The 22,559-nt window shown below is 42.9% G+C and carries 16 protein-coding genes; 2 read left to right on the top strand and 14 right to left on the bottom strand.

Features of this window, described 5'->3' with window-relative positions; genetic code table 11:
• The 13 genes from nuoG to LK453_RS08520 all read right to left on the bottom strand — a co-directional run bounded on the left by nuoG (position 1) and on the right by LK453_RS08520 (position 16,684).
• Complete coding sequence (gene nuoG, locus LK453_RS08580) at positions 1 to 3,027, bottom strand: NADH-quinone oxidoreductase subunit NuoG (RefSeq protein WP_201535151.1); 3,027 nt, start codon at positions 3,025 to 3,027, stop codon at positions 1 to 3.
• Between the two features lie 16 nt (positions 3,028 to 3,043).
• Entirely contained in the window at positions 3,044 to 4,552 is a 1,509-nt protein-coding gene (gene nuoF, locus LK453_RS08575) for an NADH-quinone oxidoreductase subunit NuoF (protein ID WP_265088886.1), read from the bottom strand.
• A 101-nt stretch (positions 4,553 to 4,653) separates the two neighbouring features.
• Positions 4,654 to 5,163, bottom strand: coding sequence for an NADH-quinone oxidoreductase subunit NuoE (gene nuoE / locus LK453_RS08570; protein WP_201535301.1), 510 nt, complete (start codon positions 5,161 to 5,163; stop codon positions 4,654 to 4,656).
• 92 nt (positions 5,164 to 5,255) lie between these two features.
• Entirely contained in the window at positions 5,256 to 7,046 is a 1,791-nt protein-coding gene (nuoC, locus tag LK453_RS08565; protein ID WP_201535155.1) for an NADH-quinone oxidoreductase subunit C/D, read from the bottom strand.
• A gap of 160 nt (positions 7,047 to 7,206) precedes the next feature.
• On the bottom strand, positions 7,207 to 7,875 hold the full coding sequence (locus LK453_RS08560) for a NuoB/complex I 20 kDa subunit family protein (protein WP_007395333.1): 669 nt from the start codon (positions 7,873 to 7,875) through the stop codon (positions 7,207 to 7,209).
• A 10-nt stretch (positions 7,876 to 7,885) separates the two neighbouring features.
• Entirely contained in the window at positions 7,886 to 8,521 is a 636-nt protein-coding gene (gene ndhC, locus LK453_RS08555; RefSeq protein ID WP_007395334.1) for an NADH-quinone oxidoreductase subunit A, read from the bottom strand.
• A gap of 344 nt (positions 8,522 to 8,865) precedes the next feature.
• Positions 8,866 to 9,441, bottom strand: a complete 576-nt coding sequence (gene dcd / locus LK453_RS08550) for a dCTP deaminase (protein ID WP_007395335.1) — start codon at positions 9,439 to 9,441, stop codon at positions 8,866 to 8,868.
• 310 nt (positions 9,442 to 9,751) lie between these two features.
• On the bottom strand, positions 9,752 to 10,957 hold the full coding sequence (locus LK453_RS08545) for a DUF2804 family protein (RefSeq protein ID WP_201541562.1): 1,206 nt from the start codon (positions 10,955 to 10,957) through the stop codon (positions 9,752 to 9,754).
• A 168-nt stretch (positions 10,958 to 11,125) separates the two neighbouring features.
• Positions 11,126 to 12,382 carry an iron-sulfur cluster carrier protein ApbC gene (gene apbC / locus LK453_RS08540; protein ID WP_201535159.1) on the bottom strand — a complete coding sequence of 419 codons (1,257 nt, stop codon included), beginning with the start codon at positions 12,380 to 12,382 and terminating at the stop codon, positions 11,126 to 11,128.
• 236 nt (positions 12,383 to 12,618) lie between these two features.
• On the bottom strand, positions 12,619 to 13,956 hold the full coding sequence (mgtE, locus tag LK453_RS08535) for a magnesium transporter (protein WP_201528799.1): 1,338 nt from the start codon (positions 13,954 to 13,956) through the stop codon (positions 12,619 to 12,621).
• Positions 13,957 to 14,322: 366 nt separating this feature from the next.
• On the bottom strand, positions 14,323 to 15,120 hold the full coding sequence (locus LK453_RS08530; protein WP_007395339.1) for a 3-hydroxybutyrate dehydrogenase: 798 nt from the start codon (positions 15,118 to 15,120) through the stop codon (positions 14,323 to 14,325).
• Positions 15,121 to 15,267: 147 nt separating this feature from the next.
• Positions 15,268 to 15,897, bottom strand: coding sequence for a CoA transferase subunit B (locus tag LK453_RS08525; protein WP_044298353.1), 630 nt, complete (start codon positions 15,895 to 15,897; stop codon positions 15,268 to 15,270).
• Between the two features lie 85 nt (positions 15,898 to 15,982).
• Entirely contained in the window at positions 15,983 to 16,684 is a 702-nt protein-coding gene (locus LK453_RS08520) for a CoA transferase subunit A (RefSeq protein ID WP_201535161.1), read from the bottom strand.
• A gap of 362 nt (positions 16,685 to 17,046) precedes the next feature.
• Between LK453_RS08520 and LK453_RS08515 the strand changes: the two genes are divergently transcribed.
• Positions 17,047 to 18,456 carry a GntP family permease gene (locus LK453_RS08515; protein WP_201535164.1) on the top strand — a complete coding sequence of 470 codons (1,410 nt, stop codon included), beginning with the start codon at positions 17,047 to 17,049 and terminating at the stop codon, positions 18,454 to 18,456.
• A 198-nt stretch (positions 18,457 to 18,654) separates the two neighbouring features.
• Here the strand turns inward: LK453_RS08515 and LK453_RS08510 are convergent, their stop codons facing one another.
• Entirely contained in the window at positions 18,655 to 19,995 is a 1,341-nt protein-coding gene (locus tag LK453_RS08510) for a short-chain fatty acid transporter (protein ID WP_201535167.1), read from the bottom strand.
• Between the two features lie 295 nt (positions 19,996 to 20,290).
• Here LK453_RS08510 and metG point away from each other — a divergent pair, with 295 nt between their 5' ends.
• Positions 20,291 to 22,390 (top strand): methionine--tRNA ligase, encoded by a 2,100-nt coding sequence (gene metG, locus LK453_RS08505; protein WP_201535178.1) that lies wholly within the window; start codon positions 20,291 to 20,293, stop codon positions 22,388 to 22,390.
• Positions 22,391 to 22,559 lie beyond the last annotated feature (169 nt).

Here is a 22,559-nt window from a genome sequence, read left to right as displayed (position 1 = left end):
TTAGCCTCCCTGACCCTCTAACTGTGGTTTGTTGTTATTGAATGCTGATTTCATAGATTTTGGACGATCTATTTTTGTCACAGATGCTGGTAAATGACCATGTAAAATTGGTACTTGACCTACTGGATAACCAATACAGCCTTCTGCTAAATAAGGAACAATAACCACTGGTAATTCTACACGCTGCCCATCTACAGTGACGGCCAACCAATCGTTATTGCTAACTTGCCAATGTTCACCATCTTCAACACCAATGTAGAAAGCAGGTTGTTGCATTTGCTCAGCAATAACAGGGCTTCTATGCGCCATAGGCGATCCGCCATACAAGTTGTGTACAGGAACCAACTTAGCTTGACCTTGGAAAATACTGGTCTTAATAGGCTGAGTTAGCTCAGGACGGATATAATCACGTTTGGCATGTTTTTTGGCATCATCAATTAAATCGAACAGACGAATACCAGGGTCACCCTGCTTTAAGCTGCCGCCCACTTTATCTTGATACTTATTCCAAGCCTGAGGTGAGTTCCAGCCTGGTGCTTGTGCGAAAGGAATCATCGAACCTGGTGTTTGGGTGCCACTATAACCTTCCATTGAGAAAGTTAAGCCGGTGTCCAAGTCTTTAGGCTGCATAGGTTCATGCACTGATAAATTAGCACGCATTGCAGTACGACCCGAATAACGTCTTGGTTCACGCGCAATTTTCAATCCAGAGATACGGAAATCAGCTTCCGGTGCAGCTTGTTTGATACCCGCCAAGTTAGGATGAGTCTTAACCAATTCGTTAATAACATCATCTAGCTGAGTCCAGTCCAGTGGCAATTGGTTTAAGCTTGTTTCAACTGCATGTAACCAGCGCCATCCTTCTTTGATGCAGTTTTTGCTATCATAGTAGCTTGGATCATATACTTGGAAGAAGCGTTGTGCGCGACCCTCGGCTGATACAAGCGTACCATCGGCTTCAGCAAAGCTGGCTGCTGGCAATACAATATCAACGAACTTATGCCAATGTAGGCTTTGATGATCTAAAGCAATAACCGTTTTATTGGCCAATAACTGAGCTAATTTCTCAATATCTAAAGCATCGGTTAACTGATTTTCTGCCACGATGACCGCATCAAAGTCTGCTGCCAATAATTGTTCTACTGGCTTGCCACCTAATAAGCAAACACCTACGCTGTTGGCATCAGGTACACTTAGATATAGGCCAGCTTGTTGGCTATACTTATCGTTTGCTTGCTTTAATTCTAGTGGTGGTTGCTGTGGATCACGCTCTAATTCATCAGCAGATTTAGATTGACCCGCTTTATCAGGTTTGGCATCCAACTCTTGATCTTCGCTTGGCTGTGCTTCAGCAGCTTGTGCACGAACTTTGGCATTGTGGACTTCAATTTGCTCAAGCTCGTAAGCTTTAATCTCGCTACGTTTGCCTGTTAATGCTTGGGCTATCTGTGCTGAGGCTTCGATAATAGCCACGCTAAATTGACCAGTACCTGAAACCACCAAAGGCTTGTCTGCGGCGACCAAGTCAAAAGCAATTTGCTGAGCCAAAGCTTGCATTGGATCTAACTGGGCATCATCTTGTGGCGCATTGTTTTTGATTTGCTCAAGGTCATTACCCAGCGCGTTAATGGCTTCTGCAACTGCAAAACCTAAGCTCGCGATATCTTCTGGTGTCGCCACACAGCTAACTTTACTGATATCGTCGAGTTTGGTTTGAACCGTATCGGCAATATAAACAGGGCTTAACTCTTTTTGACCAATACGCTGTACAGGCTCTGCCAACCAAGACTCAGTTTTTAGCGCTTCGGCCATTTTGATCTTTTTGTTTTTGGCCGCTTGACGGATCGCCAGTGCAATACGAGGTGTTGTCTGAGTAACATCTTCACCCAAGATAAATACCGCATCATGCTCTTCAATTTCAGCCATAGTCGGATTATAAATGCCTTGAGTGCTCAAAACCTCAATGCATTTTTCGACCAAGCTTTGTTGATGACTGTTTAGGCCTGTAGAGAAGTTTTCGAATCCAACCAGTTTTTTTAGCGCAAAGTTGGTTTCTAGACTGGCTCTTGGCGACCCAATACCGATAACTCTTTTACCCGTTAGACGCTTAACCGTTTCATCCAATGCATAATCAATATTGATTTTGACATGCTTATCATTGATATGTTCAATGGCTTGAACAGGACGATCTTCACGGTTGACATAGCCGTAGCTAAAACGACCTAAGTCACATAAGAAATAACGGTTTACTTCGCCGTTATAACGGTTTTCAATACGACGAAGCTCGCCATAGCGCTCACCCGCTGAAATATTACAACCCGCAGAACAGCCATGACAGATGCTTGGGGCATACTGCATATCCCATTTACGGTTATAACGGTCTGAATGCGTCTTGTCAGTGAATACCCCTGTTGGACATACTTCGGTTAAGTTACCCGAAAATTCACTTTCAAATTGACCATCTTTATCACGACCGAAATACACACGGTTGTTTGAGGCATATACCCCTAAATCTTCACCGCCCGCATAGTCTTTGTAATAACGTACACAGCGATAACAAGCAATACAGCGGTTCATTTCATGTGCAATGAAAGGACCCAATTCTTGGTTATGGTGAGTACGCTTAGTGAAGCGATAACGACGTTTGTTATGACCTGACATATAAGTCATGTCTTGCAGGTGACAATGACCGCCTTCTTCACATGTTGGACAATCATGTGGGTGGTTGGTCATTAAGAATTCTACGATAGATTTCCGAAACGCTTTTGCTTCGGCATCATCTACTGATATGTACATGTTATCGGTAGGTGCTACCATACATGACATTACCAATCGACCTTTACCTGCTGCTGCGTCTTCTGCGTTGTTAAACTGCTTTACCGCGCACTGACGGCATGAGCCGACTGAACCAAGTGCAGGGTGATAGCAGAAATAAGGCACATCGATACCCAGTGACAAACACGCTTCTAGAAGGTTATCTGCCCCGTTTACCTCGACCTGCTTACCGTCAATATGTATGACCGCCATGCCTGTTTCTACTCCTCTACTTCACATCACTAGGTTTAGAAGTTGGGGTATTATTCCCGGCTTCTGCGCCTGCTTTTGTATCCGAATTATTGTTGCTACCGGTATCTGCGCCTGAATTAGACGATGCCGCAGGATTGCTACTTACCATAGATGACATTACTTTTTTAATTTCTGTTTGCGCCCATTCTGAGGTTTCAGCATCTACTTCGACGGCTGGTACCACAATCTTGCTGTCAAATTCATGACGGAAATATTTAAGTGCACTCATCAGCGGTTCCATGGCACCTGGAGCGTGTGCACAGAAAGTTTTACCCAACCACAAATCGCGGGTTAAGCCTTCTAACTTTTCAACATCACCCACTTTACCCTGACCATCATCAATTGCCGTTAGTAGCTTCACGCCCCAAGGCAACCCGTCACGACAAGGGGTACAAAAACCGCAAGACTCACGTTGGAAGAATATTTCTAAGTTCTTAAGTAATGGCACCATGTCTTGTGACTCATCTACCACCATGATTAGACCTGTACCCATACGGCTACCCGCCTTTTGGATAGTGTCAAAATCCATGGGCACATCTAAATGCTCAGTGGTAAGGAAGTCAGTTGACGCACCACCCGGCAACCAAGCTTTAAGGCGTTTACCTTGCTTCATGCCTCCAGCGAAATCTTCAATAATTTCACGGGCGGTATAGCCAAAAGGCAATTCCCATAAGCCTGGATCATTGACCAGACCAGAGCAGCCAAAGATTTTAGTACCTGGGGTAGTCGTGTTGCCTTTTTCATTAGGTAAAGACTGATACCACTCAACACCATTGATCAAAATCGCCGGCATGTTGCTTAGGGTTTCAACGTTGTTAACTACCGTTGGTCTACCCCATGCCCCAGACACTTGTGGGAAAGGAGGCTTGGTACGAGGGTTCGCACGGCGGCCTTCAAGACAGTTAATTAATGCGGTCTCTTCACCACAGATATAACGACCTGCACCGGTATGAACATGTAAGTTAAAGCTGAAATCTGAGCCTAAGATGTTGTCGCCCATTAAATTATTGGCCAAACATTCATCAATAGCTGCCATCAAGCGCTCAGCGGCAACAATATACTCACCGCGAATAAAGATATAGCCGTCAGTAGCTCCAATAGCATGGGCAGTAATAAGCATACCTTCAATTAGCTGGAATGGCAGACGCTCCATAAGCAGGCGGTCTTTGAATGTGCCTGGCTCCATCTCATCGGCGTTACAGATTAAGTAACGAGGTCCGCCATCTGGAGGTGTCATGAATGTCCATTTTAGACCGGCGTTGAAACCTGCACCACCACGACCACGAACGTTGGCCGCTTTAATCATATCGCCGACTTCTTTAGGTGCTTTACTTAAAGCGGTCTTTAAACCTTCGAAACCACGCAATGATTGATAAGTTTCTAAATCCAAAATAGCGTCATGATGCGCTAAGCGCCAAGTCAATGGCTTGGTTTCAATAGTGGCCGTAGCTTTATCACCATAAATAGGCACACGCTGACTATTCAATTGACTAGGTGCTTGACCCTGCTTACGACGGGCAAACTGTTCAGCAATGCTTAGTCTTGGTGTCTCGGCAGTTTCAGCCGCTAATACTTGTTCATTCTGACTCATGGATAATACTCCAATAACTCGGCAACCTGATCAGGCGTAACCGGACCAAAGGTATCTTCATCAATTAACACAGAAGGGCCCTTATCGCAGTTACCCAAACAACAGATAGGCAGTAAGGTAAAACGACCATCTGTTGTGGTCTGACCAAATTCGATACCCAGCTGTGATTTCAACTCAGCAGCTAGCTCTTCATAACCGGTCAAATAACAGGCAATAGAGTCACAAACCAAGATAACATGGCGACCTACTGGTGAGCGATAAATACGGTTAAAGAAGGTAGCAACCCCTTCAATATCGGTTACTGGCACATCCAGTAAATTAGCAATGGCATTGACTTGAGCATCATCCACCCAACCATTGCGCTTCTGTACCAACTTCAACGCATCTAGTGACGCTGCTCGAGCTTGAGGATAATGATGAATATACTCATGAATCCCCTCAATCTCTTGAGCAGTCAAGATGCTAGCAACATCTACAGTTGGGGCTTTATCGGTCACAATCTTAATCATTGTCTTATTTTCTCTTTAACTGCTAGCCAGGTCTAATTTATGGCCTGCTGGCTTGATACCATAGAAAATTGAAAACTATCCGCTATCTTTTATCTGTCTGTATCGGCCATCACAATATCAATTGAGGCTAAATAGATAATCACATCAGACACCAAACTGCCGTTAATTACAGAAGGCATTTGCTGTAAGTGAGCAAACGTTGGGGTGCGAATACGGGTACGATAACTCATGGTTGAGCGGTCTGAAGTAATATAGTAGCTGTTGATACCTTTGGTGGCTTCTACCATCATTGAGGCTTCACCAGCAGGCATTACCGGACCCCACGACACAGAGATAAAGTGGTTAATCAAAGTCTCAATATCGTTTAACGTACGGTCTTTTGGCGGTGGGACGGCCAATGGATGGTCCGCTTTATAAGGACCTGACGGCATATTGTCCATACACTGTCTAATAATGCGTAACGACTGACGAATTTCTTCAATCTTAACCATACAGCGGTCATAAGCATCACCGTTATAACCCAAAGGCACTTCAAAATCGTAGTTTTCGTAGCCCATGTACGGACGTGCTTTACGTAAGTCAAAATCAACACCGGTAGCACGTAGACCTGCACCAGTAACACCCCAAGCTAAGGCTTGTTTAGCATCATATTGGGCAACGTTTTGGGTACGGCCTTTTAATACTGAGTTTTCCATAGCCGCTTTAACATATTCGTCTAAGCGTTTAGGCATCCAGTCCAAAAATTCGCGAACCAGACGCTGCCAACCACGCGGTAAGTCAGCGGCTGTACCACCAATACGGAACCAGGCAGGGTGCATACGATAGCCGGTTACCGCTTCGATAACGTCATAGGCTTTTTGACGGTCAGTAAACATATAGAATACTGGGGTCATACCACCCGCATCCTGAATAAAGGTACCGAAATACAATAGGTTGTTGGTAATACGGAAGAACTCGCTCATCATCACACGGATAGTTTGAGCACGTTCTGGTACCGTGATGCCAGCCAATTGTTCAACTGCCATGACATAAGGCAGCTCATTCATTACCCCGCCTAGGTAATCAATACGGTCGGTATAAGGAATGTAAGAGTGCCAAGTTTGACGCTCTGCCATTTTCTCGGCGCCACGGTGGTGATAACCGATATCTGGGATACAGTCGATGATTTCTTCACCATCAAGCTGAAGTACCAAACGGAATGCACCGTGAGCAGAAGGGTGGTTAGGACCTAAGTTCAAGAACATAAAGTCTTCATCACGACCACTACGTTTCATACCCCACTCTTCAGGAACAAAACGCAGGTTTTCTTGTTCAAACTGCTGTTTGGCCGCGTTTAAGAAGTAAGGGGTAAATTCAGTGGCACGCGCATGATACTCTTTGCGTAGCGGATGACCTTCCCAATACTTAGGCAATAAAATACGGGTTAAATGCGGATGACCATCAAAGGTAATCCCAAACATATCCCATACTTCACGCTCGTACCAGTTGGCGTTTGGCCAGATTTTAGTCGCCGTCGGTACTTTTAAGTCATCTTCTGACAAAGCCACTTTGATACGAATATCACTATTACGCTCGAGAGACATAAGATGATAAAAGACCGTGAAATCACTGGCGGGTAGCCCATCACGATGTTTACGCAAACGCTCATCTATTGCTGATAAGTCAAGCAACATCACATAAGGCTTAGGTAACGTGCGTAAGAACATTAGGATTTCGAGTAGATCGTTTCGTGAAACCCAAATGGTAGGAATACAGTCGAAAGTAAATTGCTCTGTAAATTTACCCGCAAATTTATGTCCAAGTTCACGCAACACAGGGTGTTGTGTTGTATTTGGATTGGCGCTATTAGGGTTAGTCGCGTTGCTATTATCCGTTACCATGGTTACCGCTTACCTCAGAGTCATTGCAATTATTGCGAATACGGAAGGGTGAATATATTTATTACTTAGGGTTTACGCCAGTTTAGCTGAACCAAAACCCGTATTATTTATCAAGCTGTTAATAGCTTAAGCTACTACTAATAACTTAAGCTAATAACAATTAAATGCTGTCTGGGCTGCGTAAGTTTTTAACCGCAATACGATCGGCTTGTTTGCGATCACGCTCAGGTAGCATTTGAGGTTGATAGATGCCTTTCTCATTTACATAAGCCCCTAGTGGACGGCGCTCTTTGGTAATTGACTCTTGTAACAGCATCAAACCTTGAATTAAAGCCTCTGGACGTGGTGGACAACCTGGAACATAAACGTCCACTGGAATAATTTTATCCACACCCTGTACTACTGAATAAATATCGTACATACCGCCAGAGTTAGCACATGAGCCCATTGAGATAACCCATTTTGGCTCAAGCATTTGCTCATATAAACGTTGAATAACTGGGGCCATCTTCACAAAACAAGTCCCTGCCACAATCATAACGTCTGCTTGACGAGGGGAAGCACGAATAACCTCTGCCCCAAAACGTGATAAGTCATGAACGGCTGTCAAAGTTGTTGCATATTCAACATAACAGCACGACGTACCAAAGTTAAACGGCCAAAGTGAGTGTTTACGTCCCCAGTTGGCTGAGGCATGTACCATATCCTCAAGCTTACCCATAAACACATTACGGTTTACTTCTTCCTCAAGAGGATCAGTAACGGTTTGACGTGTCTGCGCTGGATAAGTATCGGCGTCAGGATTTGCACGGGTTAGCGTATATTTCATGATATAACCCTTAAGAAGACGATTTGTTAGAAGATGATTTATTAAATGCTTTGAAATCTACACTGGTAACATTACCAGCGACGTTGATATTATGGTCAATGTTGGCTAAATGGCGCTTGTTGGCCTCAATATCGTTAGATACGTTAACCTGACCAGAAGATTGGGCGGGCACTTTACCCGTAGGGTCGGTATGCAATTCATCAATACCATTAAACTGGGTGATGCTCGCTAAGTTGAATCCGGCTGGTGCCTGAGTTAAGCGCTCTTTCTTACGACGCTTATCAGAAGGTGCCCAGTTCATAGCGCCTAATTTAAGCTCATAAACCAGACCCACAAAAAGAATACCGATGAATACCGCTGCGGTGGCGAAGCCAATCCAGCCTACTTCTCTAACGGAGACTGCATAAGCATATAGATATAAGGCTTCTAAATCGAAAATAACGAAGAAAATAGCCACAAGATAGAATTTTGCAGACATACGAATTCGGGCATTGCCAGCTCCGACAACGCCCGATTCAAATACTTCTTCTTTTTCTGTACCTTGCGAGCGTCCACCTAATAAACGTGGTACTACCAGCATAAATATGACCAAACCAATGGCAGCCAAAATAAAGGCTATTGCTGACCAATTAAAGGCGGAACTCATCTGTATATCTCCTCACTGGCACGTATCCATTAATGCCCAAAATAGAATAATAGGAAAGAGCACTTACTTTTAGGATACATCGGCTGGCAAAATTAAGGTGTTACTATACTTTTTTTATGCATAAAATGCCAATTTAATGGTGCATTCGAGGGTCATAATTCGGGATAGACCTCGCTTTTAGAGACATTGACATTTATGAATTTTTGAGGCAACACCCTATATTAAATTGTAAAATATTCAATAGCTTATCGTGAAAACACTTAATTTCTAATAGCTGCAAACTCTAACACTTGATTTTCAATACCCAAGTACAGATGATGCTTAAGTGCAAGTACAGATGATGCTTAAGTGCGAGGTAACGTAACCCCTCTTTGACCTTGGTATTTACCACCACGGTCTTTATAACTGGTCTCACAAATGTCATCAGCATCACTTTGGAAGAACAACATTTGCGCTACCCCTTCACCGGCATAAATGCGTGCAGGTAAGGTGGTAGTATTACTGAACTCTAAGGTCACATGACCTTCCCATTCTGGCTCTAATGGGGTAACGTTGACGATTATACCACAGCGAGCATATGTTGACTTACCTAAGCAGATGGTTAATACATCACGAGGGATTCTGAAATACTCTACGGTACGCGCCAAAGCAAATGAGTTGGGGGGAATGATACACTCATCACCAACAATATCAATAAAACTATTTTCATCAAAGTTTTTGGGATCAACAATCGCTGAATGCACATTGGTAAACACTTTAAACTCACGGGCACAGCGAACATCATAACCGTAACTGGACGTCCCATAACTGACCAACTTCTCACCAGCTTCATTGAAACGAACTTGACCTGCTTCAAACGGCTCAATCATGCCATGCTCTTCAGCCATTTTACGAATCCAGCGGTCAGACTTTATTGACATTTCATACCCTCAAACTGTTGATTTCAAACTTCTAATTTAAAAAATATAGTATAAAAAAAGGTTGATTATAAGAGATTCAACCTATTAATTACAGCCTTGTGATTGAATGTATTCCTCATTCAGGCGATTTCATGCTGCTATTTTACGCTCATTAGTAGCTTTGTGCTAATACTCATATGTATTAAGTACTTAAAAATGTAATAAATCTCTACCAATCCCTGTTCAGCCATTGTCTTATATCTACCCTCAATTGTCTTTTAGTAGTCACACTCGTCTTCTTAATGTACCTATTAATCATACAATACAGCGGTTACCACTTAGCGAAGTGATCTTCTGCCAGTCCCATGATCTTATCTAACGTCACTGTTTGTTGGCCAAGTTTAATCTGACCAGAATATAGCCCTATCCATTGCTCAAAGATACTGGCTATCACGCCATAGTCATCTGTCTTTTTATAGACTTTAAGGGGGGTAAAAGTTAAGTCAATCTCTATTTGACTCCAACCCAGATTTTGATGGCTGATGTGCCATACCTCAGTCTTATCGGTCTCAGCTCTTCGAAACATCACAGGCGGTAAATAATAAATCTGACCATCAATCCAGCAGGCATTTTCACTTACTCCGGTCTCATTGACACCCATCGACAAGTTCAACATAAACTGACGTTGATCGCTCAGCTTAGTGTTTATGCAGCTCCAAAACCAGTTGGTTTCATGACGCATAAAACCTAATGTCCAGTCTAGATTGGCATGTGTCGATGAATTAAATACCAACTTTTTAGAGATGTTTTTAGAAGCATCTACGACATTGTTAACGCTATCTGCCGCAACAGTTTCGACTATGGCACTGTCTGTCATCGTTTTTTCTACCACCGCACTGGCATAATGCTTTGATGACTGATGTAGTATTAACTCGCCTTTAGTCTCTACAAACGGCTCTTTTTGAGTAAAGCTCCAACCTCGTCTGCCTGATGGAGAGCACACCGCCAAGGGATTTGATCCGCGCTGTAAGTCCGCGTTCACCGTAAACACGTTGCTGTTTAGTCTTAGAGACACCTGTTGTGGTGAGAAGTTCAGGGTCATTGACAGTTTTTGGTGAGTAAATATTATCTCACCGTGTTGATGGTCTCCACTGAAATGAGCATTTAGCATCAAAGGCTGCAAAGCTTCTACTATCTCAAGCTGCTCAGAGTCTTCATTATAAATATAAGCAAAGGCAGTGGTGGCAAGCTTAATAGTGGCAACCGCGATACAAACTCGATAAGGCTCATGAACCAACTGTATGAATGCAAATTGATTGGCTTTCAATTGCTTTCGCCATTCTGCTACTGGTCGTTGAGAGATTAAATGACTGTGATAGTCCAAGTAATTTATCTGCTCAACGTGGGCAAAAACCCCAAACTGTGGCTGACCTTGTTTAATCAATTGCTCAGTCGAAGGCAAACTATGAGCCGACCTATCCTCTACTTTATCTACAGTGGATTCAGATAGCTTCATTGATTCGGCATTTTGTGACATGTATAACATCCTTTTTTACAGTCAATTATCTATTTAAGTTTGAACATACTATCATGTCGCATACGCATGAAACCCAAACGTTTACAACAAAACTAAGCATAAAAGATAGAGCTAGAAACTAGGCATAAGCCCCAGACACAGACCTAAAACAGCGAAATTACCCTTTGGCTAAAAGATACGGCCATCATCTCGCTTCTTCGCAAACTTAGCGATATTTGCTTCAATATTTTTGGCAATATCTAAATAGAAGTGCGCGTAACTGTCCCCTTCTCCTAAATTGGCAATAACGCTCGGCTCCCCCTTGTCCGCTTGAGCACGAATATCACTTGCCAACGGCAGCTGACCGAGTAAGGGCACTTGATATTCTTTGGCGATAGATTCTCCGCCTCCTGCACCAAATATGGCTTCGGTATGACCGCAGTTTGAACAAGTGTGCAGTGCCATATTCTCCACCACTCCGATTACAGGGATACTGGTTTTGTTAAACATCTCGATGCCTTTTTGAGCATCCATCAAGGCAATATGCTGTGGCGTGGTAACAATAACAGCGCCGGTCACTGGGATACGCTGAGCTAAGGTCAACTGAATGTCGCCGGTGCCCGGTGGCATATCAATCACTAGGTAATCGAGCATCGGCCAGTTGGTTTGGTTGAACAATTGCATTAACGCACCGGTGGCCTTAGGACCTCGCCAAGCCACAGGGGTATTGTCTCCATCCAATAAGCTACCAATGGAAAGCATCGCTAAACCATGGGCTTCTACTGGGACAAATTGTTCATTTTCTAATTGAGGTTTAACGCCTTCAACACCCAACATACTTGGCATTGAGGGGCCATATATATCGGCATCTAAGATACCCACACGATTGCCTAGCTTCTGTAGCGCCAATGCAATATTTACCGTTGTGGTCGATTTACCCACGCCGCCTTTACCCGATGCTACTACCAAGATGTGCTTGATACGGGGGTGCGGCTGTAAACTTGCTTGAGTGGGTGCACGCTTAGTAATGGCAGGCTCGCTCGCCTCTGCTGACTTGGCAGGAGCAGCAGCATCAATGGTTTTTGGTAAAGTCTTGCTGCTACCTTTGGTAGAACTGATAGGCATAGCGTTATCCTGTGACATAGAGTTCGCTCCAGTAGGCTTAGGCAATAAGGTTATGTTTAAGTTAATCTCTTCTACACCATAAGGTTGTAGCTTGAGGCCAAGCTGTCTTTGAACCTCTTCTGGATCGGCACTTTCATCCAAGCGCAAATCTAGGGTTACCGTCTCACCCTGATATTGAAACTTAGTTAATTCATTTCTATCACGGCCCAATGGATAACTGGCCAGAACCTCTTCTACCGCAGTTTCTATTTTGGGTGCTTGCTGATCCGCTTCGTGTTTACTGGTCGTCTTAGTTATTGTCTTTTTTATAAAATCAAACATAATTGCCCCTTAGCAACTGATAATTGCTATCTATTGTCGCGCGTGATGCCGTCATTACTTGGCTTATAACATTCATTTGTCGCCTATGTTTATAGTTAGTCAGTTTATCTGAATTTAGCGATTAAAAAAACCACAACGCCCACGATGCTATAGCCCCTGCTTTATTTACATGGTAGTAAGTGGTAGTAGGTAGCCTTCTAACTATTAGTCTTTGACCTATGTTTATAGTGGGTGAATTAAAGCACCAAAAACTTGGAAGCTATAAACAAGTAAATCGCTACACCCGAGGCATCACATACTGAAGTGATTAAAGGCGCACTGGCGCTGGCAGGGTCGAAGCCAAGTTTGTTCAACACAAACGGCAAACTCATACCAATCACACAGCCGATCATTACCACACAGACCATACTCAGTGCTAACACCAAAGACACCACCGCATCACCACGAAAATAACCAATAACAGCGATAGCAGCGGCCATAGTAATACCCAGTAGCAAAGCAACCAGTGCCTCACGCCCCAATAAGGAGAACCAGTCGCGCATGACCACTTCCCCAGTAGCTAAGGCACGAACCATCAAGGTTGCTGACTGCGAGCCGGCGTTTCCACCACTGTCCACCAACAAAGGAAGGAAAAATACCAACACTAAGTTTGCCGCAATTACATCCTCAAAGTGAGCGATTCCCACCCCCGAAATTAGGTTGCCGAACACCAAGAATACCAGCCAAAATACCCGCTTACGATATAGAATTTTAATGCTAGTGTCTTTAAAGCTACTTACTAAGCTTGAGACACCGCCCGATTTATGGAAGTCATCTGTGGCCTCATCGCTAGCGACGTCCATAGCATCATCGTGGGTGACAATACCTACTAGAGCGCCATTATTATCAATAATAGGTAGCGCAATTAAGTCGTAGCGAGCGATGGTCTTTGCCACATCCTCTTGGTTTTGATGTACATTCGATGAAATCACTTTACTGAGCATGATATCGCCAATCAGCTGCTCTGGTGCCGCTAGAATTAAAGTACGCAGTGAGACAACCCCTTGTAGCTTACGCTGCTCATCAATAACATAGGCATGATAAATAGTCTCAGCATCGGGGGCTTCTAAACGTAAAGCCGCTAGCGCTTCAGCCACTGTCATCTCAGCTTTTAAGGTAGCGTAGTCAGAGGTCATCAATGCCCCTGCTGTTTTTTCAGCATAGGCAGACAGACGTCTAATATCTTCACGCTCAGCTTGCGCTAAAGCGGGTAATAAGGCATCACGTTGATTTTGATTAAGGTGCTTATATAAGTCTGTCCGTTCATCCGATGGCATCTCGCCGACTAACTTAGCAAGACTCGCCCGTGGGAATAAGAAGGCCATTTCGACCTGCTCTTCGGCCTCTAAATAAGAAAATACCGTGGCTCTATTGGGTAAGTGCTCCAATAGTTTCCAAGAAATTTTAGGGTCTAATAATGCCAATATATCGGCGGTATCAATGGGACGTAAATCTTTTAACTGATCTACAGCGCGATCAAATTGCTGATTATTGATAGCATCTTTGAGTAGTAATGCGGTTGCTTCATGATTCATAATTTTACTCCTTGCAGCCCAGGATTTAAGCAAGCCACTGATGCAAGTCACTATAAAAATCAAATAATAAAAAAGAGCCAATAGGTCTATTATTGGCTCATGATTTAAGCTCTAAATACTGGCTTTTTTTGGGCAGTTTAGTTGAAGTCTTAAACGTTGATGAGACACTTTATAGACTGCAATCTCTTTATTTATAACAAACTCAAGGAGATGCTAAGCGATTGCCATATTTTAAACAAGGGGTAGACTGTTAAATCGCCAGAACTGGTCGATAATTCATAAACTAATGAGTGTATAAGCTAAGGAACTTATAAACTGAAAAGCTTATAAATTAACGGTCAAAACTAGGTTAAAAGGCTTGAAAGCCTAATTCATAAACCAGCCATGACTGGCGACTATAGACTGACCGGTGAAGACATTGCTAGGGAAAGCCGCTAAGAATAAGGCCAACTGAGCAATGTCTTCGGTACTGGTAAATTCTTTATCCACCGTATTGACCAACATGATATCGTTAATCACTTGCTCTTCCGTGATGCCTTTCTCTGCCGCTTGTTCAGGTATTTGTTTTTCAACCAAAGGCGTCTTAACAAACCCAGGACAAATCACATGAGAACGAACATTATATTGAGCGCCCTCTTTTGCTAATACTCGGCAGAGTCCTAGCAAGCCGTGCTTGGCAGTGACATACGGTGCTTTAAACAAAGAGGCTTCATGAGAATGCACTGAACCGGTATAAATGACAGTACCAACCTTTTGATTTTGATACATATACTGAAGGGCAGCTTTGGTAGTCAAAAAAGCCCCATCTAAATGAATAGACTGCATTTTTTTCCAATCATTAAAGCTTAACCTATGAATGGGGTCAATAATCTGGATACCGGCATTGGATACCAAAATATCGATGCTACCGAAGTGTCCAACTAAGGCCTTAACCCCTTCATTGACTTCAGTTTCAGAAGAAACGTCCATCTCAATGGCTAAGGCTTTTCCGCCTTTTGACTCAATAGCCTCAACGACTTTTTGGGCCGCGGCCAAATTAATATCGGCTACCCCTACTGCAGCGCCAGCTTGGGCATAAGTTTCGGCAATGTCTCTGCCTATACCACTGGCAGCACCTGTGACCAACGCTACCTGGCCGGTTAGATCTTGATTTAATTGAGTCATGTCTGCTATATCCTTATATCAGTGTTTTTCAGTCATATCAGTGTTTTAAGTCAACTGTACCAAGACAGAGGAGCGAACGGCCCCTCAAGTATAGGCTTAGCAACCGCCATTACATTCATTGAGCGTTACTTTTATTGAATGTTACTTTTATTGAGCAATGGTGACGGGGGTATTATTCTGTAGCTCTTCAAAGCTAACACCTTCTGCCAACTCTACCAGCTTTAAGCCGTTATCCGTCACATCCAATACCGCCAATTCAGTAATAATTCTATCCACGACGTTTTTACCGGTTAAAGGCAACTGGCACTCGGCCAAGATTTTAGGCTCACCATGTTTGTTGATTTGCTCCATCAACACAATCACACGCTGTACGCCTGCCACTAGGTCCATAGCGCCGCCCATACCCTTGACCATTTTTCCCGGAATCATCCAGTTGGCTAAGTCACCTTTTTCAGATACTTCCATAGCACCAAGGATAGCTAAGTTAACATGCCCGCCTCGAATCATAGCAAACGAATCAGAGCTACCAAAAAAACTAGCACCCGGTTTGGCGGTCACGGTTTGCTTGCCCGCATTAATCAAATCTGCGTCCACGTTGTCTTCTGTTGGAAACTCACCAATGCCCAATAGACCATTTTCTGACTGTAACCAAACATCCATACCTTCAGGAATATAATTGGCCACCATGGTAGGTAAACCAATCCCTAAATTCACATAAAAACCATCTTGTAACTCTTTGGCGGCGCGCTGCGCCATTTGTTCTCTTGTCCATGCCATATTCATACTCCTTGTTATCTTTTGACTTTGTAGGCGTTTTTCGACCTGATCGTCTTTCTGAAATTATTTTGTTAACGGTGTTGCTCTATTTTTTAACTGTCACTTTTTCGATACGCTTTTCAGGGCGGCTATTCACAATTAATCTTTGAACGAAAATACCTGGCAAATGAATGTCATCGGCATCAAGCTCTCCAATTTCTACCACTTCCTCGACTTCTGCGACCGTAATCTTGCCTGCCATGGCACAGTCGGGATTGAAGTTACGCGCTGTTTTATTGAAAATTAGGTTGCCCGCTTTATCCGCTTTTTGTGCTTTTACTAAGGCCACATCAGCTGTCAACGAATGCTCTAAAATATAGGTACGTCCCTCAAACTCACGGGTCTCTTTGCCTTCTGCCACTTGAGTACCCACGCCTGTAGCCGTATAAAAAGCAGGGATACCCGCACCACCTGCGCGTAGCTTCTCTGCCAAAGTTCCCTGAGGCGTCAACTCAACCTCAAGCTCACCGCCTAAAAACTGACGCTCGAATTCTTTATTTTCACCCACATAGGAGGAAATCATTTTTTTGATTTGACGAGTCTGAAGCAGCAATCCTAAGCCAAAATCATCTACCCCTGCATTATTACTAATACAAGTCAGCTCTTTTGCCCCACTTTCTCTTAACGCTAGGATAAGCGCTTCTGGAATACCGCACAGCCCAAATCCGCCAATAGCCAAAGTTTGTCCATCTTGGATAATGTCTTTTAAAGCAGATTCAGCACTGTCGTATAGTTTTGATTGACTCATTATTCTCTCCCTGTTTGAATCAATTGAAGAATTTTATTGAATCACATTCCTTCGAAGAACTCAGTCATCATTTAGTCAACATAAAGCCAGTCAACATAGAGCTATCGAAAAACGTAATGAAATAGATAATACCTCTTTTTGGGCTTCAGTTTAACCTGAATTTTTATTTATGGGTACAACTGTCAACCAAATAATTTTTCCACTATACTGGATTATTGATAGACGGATTTATCACAAGCACCTTTAGACTATTGCCTCAATATCAAAGCAGCCGGCTGTCGCTACTGCACCTTTATTAAAAGATGATATTGCGGATACTAAAGGTGTTTTTTATTTAAATTTATGCCAAGGAGAAGGCAAATATGTTTAGCACTTTCGCTATTATCATAACGTTATTGTTATTGATGTTTTTCGCCTATCGGGGTTATTCAGTCCTGATTTTAGCGCCCATTATGGCGATATTGGCCGTCTTTTTGTCGGGTGATTTTTTAAGCGGAATTCCTGCTTATACCGATGTCTTTATGTCTGCGCTGAGCGGATTTTTAATGAAGTTCTTCCCAATCTTTTTATTGGGAGCACTTTTTGGTCGTTTAATTGCTGACTCTGGGGCCGCCACTGCTATTGCCAATACAGTGGTAGACAAACTTGGCAGTAATAAAGCCATTCTTTCAGTCATTATGGTGTGTGCTATTTTGACCTATGGCGGTGTCTCCTTGTTTGTTGTGGCATTTGCCATCTATCCCATTGCCAAAGACTTATTTAAAGCAGCAGACATCCCTAAACGCTTAATTCCTGCTGCAATTGCTCTGGGCTCTTTCACATTTACCATGACCGCACTCCCCGGCACACCTGCCATTCAGAATGCTATCCCTATCCCTTATTACAACACTAACGTATTTGCAGCACCTATTTTGGGCATGATTGGTGCAGCGATTATGTTTTTCGCCGGTTGGTACTGGCTACAATCTCGTGCCAATAAAGCAATCGCTGCAGGAGAAGGCTATGGGCTACACGAAGACGACTTAGAACAAAAAGACGATATTGACCATAGCAAAACCACAGATGAGCATAAAATATCTTTTACAACCGCTATCATTCCTTTGATATTGGTCATCGGATTAAACGCACTGCTCACCTATGTCATCTTCCCAGGTCTTGATTTTAGCGGCTTGCAAACTCAATACCCTGATCTAAACGTTGAAGGCTCACTTGGCCTTTGGTCTATTATCATCTCTTTAATAGTGGCCTGTATCGTACTGATTATTTTGCGTATTGGTCATTGGCATAGTTTGAAAAAGTCTATTAACCGAGGCACTTATGAATCCATGCTGCCTATTTTTAATACGGCTTCAGAAGTCGGTTATGGGGCGGTTATTGCCTCTTTAGCAGGCTTTGTTATCATTCGCGATAGTATTTTGAATCTTAACCCAGAAAATCCGTTAATATCAGAAGCCATTGCTATGACTACTTTAGCAGGAATTACGGGGTCATCTTCAGGTGGGTTAAGTATTGCACTGTCCACGTTAGGAGAAAATTATTATGCCATGGCCCTATCAGCCGGTATTGATCCTGAACTGATGCACAGAGTGGCCGTGATGGCAGCCGGTGGTCTAGACACTTTGCCGCATAGTGGCGCTGTGATTACCCTACTGGCCATTTGTGGACTAACTCACAGACAGTCTTATCTAAATATTGCCATGGTAACCATGCTCATTCCATTGGTCGCTACCACAGTGATTATCGTATTAGGTACCATGTTTGGGTCTTTTTAATGGCATAGAGTGGTAGCAACCTTTGATATTTAACCTTTGTCTTTCAACCGTTATCAAAAGCTAAATGACGGTTGGCAATAGGTTCTAATTAGAAAAGCCCTCTTACTGGTGAAGAGGGCTTTTTTAATTATAGCTATTTACGCTTATGGTTATTTATAAAACAGCTTATAAAACAACAATTTTAAAGCTCTTAGTCGGTTAAACCAATAACCAAAATCCACCCGTAATGACCACGCCAGATACGCCTAAAATAATTAAACAATATCCCATAATAGCGCGGGCATCTAATCCAGCAATACCGAGCAAAGGTAAAGCCCAAAAAGGTTGAATCATATTTGTCCATGCATCACCCCATGCTATTGCCATAGCTGTGATACTGGGACTGACACCTAAAGCTACGCCAGCCGGCATCATGACCGGACCTTGCACGGCAAACTGTCCTCCGCCTGAAGGCACAAATATATTGACCAAACCTGCACTTAAGAAAGCAAAAACAGGAAAACTATCGGCCGTAGCATTATTGATGAAAAACTTAGTGACTTCAGTACTAATCGATATACCGTCAGCATTTGCACCTGTCATAATCCCCATAATGCCACCATAAAATGGGAATAGCAGCACAATACCAGCTATCCCACCAATACCAGATTTGACTGCACGATAATATCTTTCTAAGGTGCCATGAGCCATTAACCCAATAAATAAAAACAAGCCAATAACAATATCGAGCCCTAAGTTGAAGCCATTGTTTGTAAAGTAATTGATATAATAAAGAACAGCGAAAGCCACTAGTACCCAAGCCACCACACGACTGTCATCAAGTTTTTGCGCCGGTGTGTTTTTTTCAGGTGCTACTACCGATTCAATCTTAATCAGTGAAGGATCTACAGTAGTTGGATTCTTGGGGTGCATCAAACGGTTAACGATTGGCAGAATAATAATTAAAGCAATAAGTATTATAAGGTTATATGAGGCAAATATGGTTTGTGATAAGGGGACGGCCTCGGTAAGCACACCTCCTGATAGCTTTTGTAAATTTTCACCACCAGAGCTTAAAGTTAATGGAATCGACCCTGAAAAACCACCATGCCAAATAACAAAACCTGAGTAAGCTGCTGCTACCAATAAAGGATAGTCTACGTTAGCAACTTTACGTGCTAGTGACTTAGCAAAGATAGCCCCCACCACTAACCCGAAACCCCAGTTAATCCAAGATCCTGCTAGCCCCACCAAGGTTGAAATGACAATGGCCATAGCCGGTGAAGTGACCTTACTGGCCAGATGGTCTAAAAATCGTTGAATTATAGGCGCATTAGCAAAGGCATAGCCTGTCACTAGAATTAAAGCCATCTGCATGGCAAAACTATGCAAAGACCATAAGCTATTCCCCCAATGTCCTGCCATTTCTAAGACATTTTGACCGGTTAATAACATGCCGGCAATGAGGGCAATAAACGTTAAGATGATTGAAAAAACGAATGGAGAAGGCAGATATTTATTTACCAGTTGGACACTGGCATTGGTGAGAAATTGAAACATAACGAATCCTTGTTAAAACTAATTTTTTAATCCATAAACACTAATTGTTATAAGTGGATGATTCTAGCTCAATCTTTGGCTGTTTAAAATCCCTCAAACGACCTTTTTCAATATATCTGTACGTCCTCGGTACTAACCGTTTCAATAAACCTCTAATTTTTATGGTCTTAGTTTTACGAATATGCCCTATTTATACAGAGGTTAATTCCCATTTTTATGACATTTGCGGTATCATAGGCACACATTTTATATTCTGATAATCTTTCAAAAATTAATAAACTTTATAGGTGATTTTGTGCGTCAAATTCTTGTTACCAGTGCCCTTCCCTATGCCAATGGCAATATCCACTTGGGTCATCTTTTAGAACATATTCAAACTGATATCTGGGTGCGCGCTATGAAAGCCCAAGGTCATCAGGTAACTTATGTTTGCGCCGATGACGCACATGGTACGAGTATCATGCTTAAAGCAGAACAAAAAGGCATTACTCCAGAACAGCTTATCTCAGAAGTCAAAAGCTCGCATCAGGCAGACTTTGCTAAGTTTCTAATTAACTACGACAACTATCACACCACTCATTCTGAAGAGAATAAAGAGTTCTCGGAATTAATTTACCGTCGTCTAAATAGCGAGGGTCATATTACAACCAAAGATGTGGAACAGTTGTTTGACCCAGAGAAGCAGTTATTCTTAGCAGACCGTTTCGTTAAAGGCGAATGTCCAAAATGTGAGGCCAAAGATCAATATGGGGACAACTGTGAAGTGTGCGGTACGACTTATAATGCCACTGAACTTAAAAACCCATACTCGACACTATCGGGTGCGACGCCAGTTCTAAAAACCTCAAAGCACTATTTCTTTAACTTGCCTGAATTCGAAACCTTCTTAAAACAGTGGACCAAAGATGAGGGTCGTTTACAGACATCCGTGTCTAACAAATTGCAAGAGTGGTTTGAATCTGGTCTGGCAAGTTGGGACATCTCGCGCGATGGTCCTTACTTTGGTTTTAAAATTCCAGATACCCCTGAAGGCGAGCCGGATAAATACTTTTATGTGTGGCTAGATGCGCCTATCGGTTATATGGCCAGCTTTAAAAACTTATGCAAAAAGCGTCAAGGCTCAACTGATCCCCTTAGACCTGAATTGAGCTTCGATGACTATTGGTTGGAAGAGAACCAACACAAAACTGAGCTTTATCATTTCATCGGTAAAGACATTGTTTATTTCCATGCCTTATTCTGGCCGGCTATGTTGTCAGGTGCGCAATACCGTACGCCAACGGGGGTGTTCGCTCATGGCTTCTTGATGGTCAATGGCGAAAAAATGAGTAAGTCGCGCGGTACATTTATCCAAGCTGAAACCTTTGCTAAGCACCTTCACCCAGAGTATCTGCGCTATTATTTTGCCACCAAGCTATCAGATAAAGTTGAGGACATGAACCTAGACTTTGCAGACTTTATGCAAAAGGTTAACTCAGACATGGTCGGTAAAGTGGTAAATATTGCCAGCCGTAGTGCCGGCTTCATCGTTAAAAAATATGACGGTATGCTCTCTGAAAACTGTGCTGAGCCAGAGCTATTGAATGAGATTGTTCGTGCCGGTGAAGAAATTGCAACGGCTTATGAAAATCGTGAATTCAGCCGTGCTATGCGCCTAATTATGCAGTGTGCCGATAAAGCCAACGAGTACATCGACAGCAAAAAACCTTGGTCAATGGCTAAAGAAGAAGGCCGTGAACAAGAAGTTCAAGATGTATGCACCGTGGCGATTAATATCTTCCGTCAGCTGATGGTGTATCTGGCGCCTGTGTTACCAGAGCTGACCGATAATGCTAAATCATTCTTAAACATTGATGATTTAAGCTTTGCCAGCCGCCATGAGCTATTACTCGGCCATAAAATCAATAAGTTCAAACCATTAATGCAGCGTATTGAACAGTCGCAAATCGATGCCATGATTGAAGAGTCAAAACAAGATTTGGAAGCCACGCCTACTATGGTACCTGCCGATAGCAAGCAGACTTCAGCGGATAACGCGCAACAAGAAAATGTAGAAGCATTAGACAGCTACATTGAATTTGACGACTTTATGAAAGTTGAAATGACAGTGGCCCAAGTGCTTGAGTGTAATCACGTTGAAGGGGCGGACAAACTACTTCAATTCACTTTAGATATTGGTAAAGACCAGCCTATCAATGTGTTTAGTGGTATTCGTAAATTCTATGAGCCTGAGCAGTTGGCCAATAAGAAGGTCATTTGTGTGACTAATCTTGCTCCGCGTAAGATGAAGTTCGGGGTATCAGAAGGTATGATTTTATCTTCTGGCGATCCTAAAACAGGCTTAGTCGTCATTACTTTACCAGATGAGTGTAAAGTGGGTGACCAATTAGCGTAACGCTTAACTGCCAATTAATACACTTTGACCGTCTTAACGCCTGAAGATAGAAGCCGATGTTGAACATCGGCTTTTATTTTTTGTGTTATATGTTACGTTATGCGTTTTGGCTACTTTTTTTATTTCCCAGTTGTGTTACATTATTGTAATATAGACTTACACTGTTAAA

This window comes from Psychrobacter sanguinis (assembly GCF_020736705.1).
GTDB classification, from domain to species: Bacteria; Pseudomonadota; Gammaproteobacteria; order Pseudomonadales; family Moraxellaceae; genus Psychrobacter; species Psychrobacter sanguinis.
This window is presented reverse-complemented; position numbering and strand designations above follow the sequence as displayed.

Bases quoted from the DNA above. Each gene is read 5' to 3' on its own strand.
- nuoG (WP_201535151.1), bottom strand. From the start codon at position 3,027: ATGGCGGTCATACATATTGACGGTAAGCAGGTCGAGGTAAACGGGGCA.
- nuoC (WP_201535155.1), bottom strand. From the start codon at position 7,046: ATGGTAACGGATAATAGCAACGCGACTAACCCTAATAGCGCCAATCCA.
- LK453_RS08560 (WP_007395333.1), bottom strand. From the start codon at position 7,875: ATGAAATATACGCTAACCCGTGCAAATCCTGACGCCGATACTTATCCA.
- ndhC (WP_007395334.1), bottom strand. From the start codon at position 8,521: ATGAGTTCCGCCTTTAATTGGTCAGCAATAGCCTTTATTTTGGCTGCC.
- dcd (WP_007395335.1), bottom strand. From the start codon at position 9,441: ATGTCAATAAAGTCTGACCGCTGGATTCGTAAAATGGCTGAAGAGCAT.
- LK453_RS08545 (WP_201541562.1), bottom strand. From the start codon at position 10,957: ATGTCACAAAATGCCGAATCAATGAAGCTATCTGAATCCACTGTAGAT.
- apbC (WP_201535159.1), bottom strand. From the start codon at position 12,382: ATGTTTGATTTTATAAAAAAGACAATAACTAAGACGACCAGTAAACAC.
- mgtE (WP_201528799.1), bottom strand. From the start codon at position 13,956: ATGAATCATGAAGCAACCGCATTACTACTCAAAGATGCTATCAATAAT.
- LK453_RS08530 (WP_007395339.1), bottom strand. From the start codon at position 15,120: ATGACTCAATTAAATCAAGATCTAACCGGCCAGGTAGCGTTGGTCACA.
- LK453_RS08525 (WP_044298353.1), bottom strand. From the start codon at position 15,897: ATGGCATGGACAAGAGAACAAATGGCGCAGCGCGCCGCCAAAGAGTTA.
- LK453_RS08520 (WP_201535161.1), bottom strand. From the start codon at position 16,684: ATGAGTCAATCAAAACTATACGACAGTGCTGAATCTGCTTTAAAAGAC.
- LK453_RS08515 (WP_201535164.1), top strand. From the start codon at position 17,047: ATGTTTAGCACTTTCGCTATTATCATAACGTTATTGTTATTGATGTTT.
- LK453_RS08510 (WP_201535167.1), bottom strand. From the start codon at position 19,995: ATGTTTCAATTTCTCACCAATGCCAGTGTCCAACTGGTAAATAAATAT.